Source organism: Methanospirillum sp., assembly GCF_035560735.1.
Lineage (GTDB): Archaea > Halobacteriota > Methanomicrobia > Methanomicrobiales > Methanospirillaceae > Methanospirillum.
This window is the reverse complement of sequence record NZ_DATMYY010000301.1, coordinates 1-4734: the sequence shown is the minus strand read 5'-3', so window position 1 is coordinate 4734 and position 4734 is coordinate 1. Positions and strand designations below refer to the sequence as shown.

Annotated in this window: 4 protein-coding genes; all 4 read left to right on the top strand. The window is 48.1% G+C overall.

From position 1 onward, the window contains the following. The first annotated feature begins 108 nt into the window (after nt 1–108). From VN429_RS08720 to VN429_RS08705, 4 genes are read left to right on the top strand one after another with little or no spacing between them, the layout of a single operon-like run. Nucleotides 109–510: a molybdopterin dinucleotide binding domain-containing protein gene (locus VN429_RS08720; protein WP_325632220.1), complete on the top strand. Its 402-nt coding sequence runs from the start codon at nt 109–111 to the stop codon at nt 508–510. Next, nucleotides 510–1829: a formylmethanofuran dehydrogenase subunit B gene (locus VN429_RS08715; protein WP_325632218.1), complete on the top strand. Its 1320-nt coding sequence runs from the start codon at nt 510–512 to the stop codon at nt 1827–1829. The genes VN429_RS08720 and VN429_RS08715 overlap by 1 nt, the downstream gene beginning before the upstream one ends. A gap of 11 nt (nt 1830–1840) precedes the next feature. Beyond that, nucleotides 1841–3538, top strand: coding sequence for a formylmethanofuran dehydrogenase subunit A (locus VN429_RS08710; RefSeq protein ID WP_325632216.1), 1698 nt, complete (start codon nt 1841–1843; stop codon nt 3536–3538). Nucleotides 3539–3551: 13 nt separating this feature from the next. Then, the gene (locus VN429_RS08705; protein WP_325632213.1) at nt 3552–4559 is read left to right on the top strand and encodes a formylmethanofuran dehydrogenase subunit C; all 1008 of its coding nucleotides are present in this window, start codon (nt 3552–3554) and stop codon (nt 4557–4559) included. Nucleotides 4560–4734: the final 175 nt, after the last annotated feature.

Sequence of the window (4734 nt, the reverse complement as noted above, 5' to 3'; positions counted from 1 at the left end):
GTTCATGTACTGTAACGCGTCAGAGTAGGGTGGGTATCAGCATGAAAAGATCAATCCATCCCTATAACTGACCATCTGCAGAGCGTCTATACCAAACCGAGGAACATAATGAGCTCGATTACGATCAACCTGATATCAGGTCGCACCATCCAGCAGGGAGTTTCGATGGAGGGAGGCAAGGAGAAGAATAACTATCGCCTTGCCTGCGGAATCATCGAGATGGACGAAGCCGATTTTAAAAAACTCGGCATCATGAAGAACACTAATGTAAAAGTGACAAGCGAATTTGGGAGTGTTGTAGTCAAAGCAATATCAGCAACACAGGGCCCACACCCTGGTATCGCATTCATTCCGATGGGTCCCTGGGCAAACAAAGTTACCAGCACTGAGACCTACTCAACCGGAATGCCAACATTCAAAGGAGTCCAGGCATCTGTTGAACCAGAACCCGAAGAAAAGGTTCTCTCTTCAGTTGACCTTGTTCGCGAATACTGTTTTGGTGATAACTGATGTCTAAAACGATCACTGATGTAACCTGCCCGTTCTGTGGTACGCTCTGTGATGACCTTATTGTCACTACAGATGACGACGGAAAGAAGATTCTGGCCGTAGATAACGCCTGTGCAATAGGAGCCGAGAAGTTCATTCATTCATCAGATCTTACCCACCGGGTTACCAGGCCACGCAAGATGCAGGAAGATGGGTCCTTCAAAGAGATCACGTATGAAGAAGCGATTGAACACACCGCAAACATTCTTGCAAAGGCAAAAAAACCACTTATGTATGGCTGGTCTTCAACCTCATGTGAGGCACAGAGTGTCGGAGGTGAAATCGCCGAAAAGTGTGGGGCAATTATTGATAATACTGCAGCAGTTTGCCACGGAACCACTTTGATTGCAGTCCAGAATGTGGGTATCCCGAGCTGCACACTTGGAGAAGTAAAAAACCGTGCAGATCGGATTATTTTCTGGGGATGTAACCCTGCACACGCTCACCCACGCCACATGTCCCGGTACTCCATCTTCCCACGTGGATATTTCACAGGAAAGGGAGCAAAACAGAGAAAGATCATAGTCGTTGATCCCAGGCCAACCGACACCTCAAGCCTCGCCGATATCCATCTTCAGGTTGAGCAGGGATATGACTATGAACTCCTCCAGGCTCTTCGGGCAGCACTCCGTGGAGAACCTCTCGTTGGGGATGTTATTGCCGGCGTTCCAAAAGAGACCGTATATGAGGCAGTAGAAGTCCTTAAATCTGGTAGGTTTGGAGTTATCTTCTTTGGAATGGGTGTTACCCAGTCGCTTGGAAAAGATCACAACATTGATGCAGCTATCTGTCTGACCAAGGATCTCAACGATTACACGAAATTTTCCATCATCGCCATGCGGGGCCACTATAATGTTACTGGCTCTGGACAGGTGCTCGGGTGGCAGTTTGGGTTCCCATTTTCCGTAGATCTCTCACGTGGGTTTGCCAGGTACAACCCGGGAGAAACTGGTTCAATTGAGTTACTCAAACGTCATGAAGTTGATACTGTTTTAGTTCTCGGTAGTGACCCAGGATCACACTTCCCGATGCAGTGTGTGAAAGAGATTTCACGGCTACCCTCTGTTGCAATTGACCCGCATATCACCCCAACTACTGAGATCTGTGACGTTCACGTCCCTGTTGCCTTTGTAGCTGTTGAGGTCGGTGGTAACTGCTATAGGATGGACAACGTTCCAATCGAATCACGCAAGGTCGTAGAACCCCCGGAGGGTATGATGACTGACCATCAATTCCTCTCTGCAGTTCTGGAACGGGTCAAAGAACTCAAAGTTAACTAGAGGAAGAAAACATGAGCGAATATATCATTAAAAACGGAATTGTCTACGACCCGAAGACCGGAGTCAAGGGAGAGGTCAAGGATATCTGTATTAAGGACGGAAAGATCACAGATAAGGTCTCATCCAAGGCTAAATCCATCGATGCCAAGGGCAAGACTGTCATGGCCGGTGCAGTTGAGATCCACTCACACGTAGCAGGGCCTAAAGTCAACGAGGGTAGAAACTTCAGACCTGAAGACAAACTCTTCTCATACACTCCCACTGGGAAAAACACCCGGATGGCTGGTGGATTCTCAATTCCTACCACGTTCAAAACCGGGTACGAGTATGCCAAGATGGGATACACCACCGTCATGGAGGCAGCAATGCCACCACTTTATGCCCGTCACGTACATGAGGAGATCAAGGATACTCCGATCATCGACCAGGGGGCATTCCCGGTCTTTGGAAACAACTGGTTTGTCTTTGAGTACCTCAAGAACAACGAGATGGACAATGTCATGGCATACATCTCCTGGCTGCTCAAGACAACCAAGGGATATGCAATCAAGATTGTGAACCCCGGTGGTTCAGAAGCCTGGGGATGGGGTGAGAACTGCACAACCATTCATGACCCTGTCCCATACTTCGACATAACTCCTGCCGAGATCATGAAGGGACTCCTCACCGCAAACGAAAAGATGGGGCTTCCTCACTCAATCCACGTTCACACCAACAACCTCGGCAATCCGGGCAACTACAAAGATACTCTTGACACGTTTAAATTAGCAGAAGGGGTCAAGCCAAACAACAAGTTTGGTCGTGATCAGGTCTTCCATCACACCCATGTCCAGTTCCACTCCTATGGTGGAGACAGCTGGGCAAACTTCGAGTCCAAAGCCAAGGAGATCATGGACTATGTCAATGCAAACAAGAACATGACCATTGACCTCGGCTGTGTGACCCTCGATGAGACCACCACTATGACCGCAGACGGTCCGTTCGAACACCACCTTACCACCCTCAATCACCTGAAGTGGGCCAATGTGGATGTTGAACTTGAGACCAGCTCTGGTATTGTGCCGTATATCTACGATCCAAGAGTAAAGGTCTGCGCAATCCAGTGGGCAATTGGTCTTGAACTCGGTCTTTACACAAAAGACCCGATGAGATCATTCATCACCACTGACCACCCGAACGCAGGACCGTTCATCAGGTACCCACGGATCTTCAAGTGGCTCATGTCTGACAAGTCCAGGCAGGAGATGCTCAAGAGTTTCAAGTATTCTGACAAGGTTATCGCAGCAACGAACCTTGCATCCATGGACCGTGAGATCACTTTCTATGAACTTGCACAGATGACTCGTGCAGGTCCGGCAAAGGCACTCGGTCTTACTGATATGTGTGGTGGGCTTGCTCCGGGTATGGATGCAGATGTCGTTGTCTATAACATTGACGAGAATAAGATCAAGGATCCGGAAGAGATTGAGAAGGGATTCGGCACTGCATCCCAGGTCTTCAAGGCTGGAACTCTCGTGGTTGATAACGGTGAAATTATCAGTAACGGCAATAAGCGTACCCTCTGGGTGGATGCAAAAGTTCCAACCAACTCGCAGGTTGAACGTGATGTGCAGATGAAGTTCTTGAAGTATTACAGTGTCAACCTGAACAACTACGAGGTTTCTGACCACTATGTGGCGAACCCGTACGTGATCGAGGTTGAGAACTAAAGGGGGAAGGGAAATGGATACTGTAAAACTTACCGCAAAAGAAGTTCCTGAACTCTACCTTGAGGCTGAACACATCTCCCCTGATGTGTTTGCAGGAAAGAGTAACCAGGAGATTGGCGATCTTTCAGTCCACATGGGTAACCAGACCTACAAGCTCGCTGATTACTTTACTGTAGAAGGAAAAGCTGGGTCTACCGCTGCAGAGACTAAAATAATTATTGCAGGTGATGTCAGCAAGGTCAAGTACATTGGCATGAAGATGACCGCTGGTGAAGTAGAGGTCCTTGGTAGTGCAGACATGTATGTCGGTGCCTGGATGGCAGGTGGGAAACTTCTTGTCAAGGGCAGTGTTGACTCCTTTGCCGGCCTTGCCATGACTGGTGGAGAATTGATCATCGAGGGGAACGCAAAGAACTATATTGGAGCTGCATCCCGAGGTGACTGGCGAGGTATGCAGGGCGGAAAGATCGTTGTCAAGGGTAATGTCGGTTCAGATGTTGGTTCAAACATCAACGGCGGAACCATTGATATCGGTGGAAATGCGGATGTTCACCTTGCAACCCATGCTGATGGAGGAACTATCGTTGTCCGTGGTGTCGCCAAAGGTCGTGTAGGCGGGCAGATGGTCAAGGGAGACATCTACTGCCTGGGCGGTGTCGAGCGTATGATGCCTTCTTACAAGTTTGATCACACTGAAGAGATCGAACTCGACGGGAAGATGATAAATTTCCAGGTCTACTTTGGTGACCTGGGAGAACGCCACGGCAAAAAGAAAGGTGAGATCATCTACGGAAAGATCTACATTGCAACGGGAGTATCTGATACTGCTGGCGCAAAAGTGGCTCCACGTTTAGAGAAAAAGGTTCATCTGAGTGACTTGCAGACAAACCAACTTGCTTCAGCATTGAAAGAGATGAAAGAACCAAGCGTCCAGGAAGTCAGAACCTATATCTTTGATAACTTTGGCGTTGACATGAAACCATCTCAAGTCTCCCGCCTGATGTCATCCCTGAAGCGGTAATTATCCCTTCACGGTCAGCAAACTCTCTTTTTTAACTCAATGTTTGATGGTTTCTACCGCAACAGAAACCTGGTGGTTTATTGGTTCCTATGTACTGATATTTCCTTTTGTTTTACCGTCAGGTACATTTTTGTGAAAATCAGGGGGTGAATCATCACTGCGCTGATCCATGTAT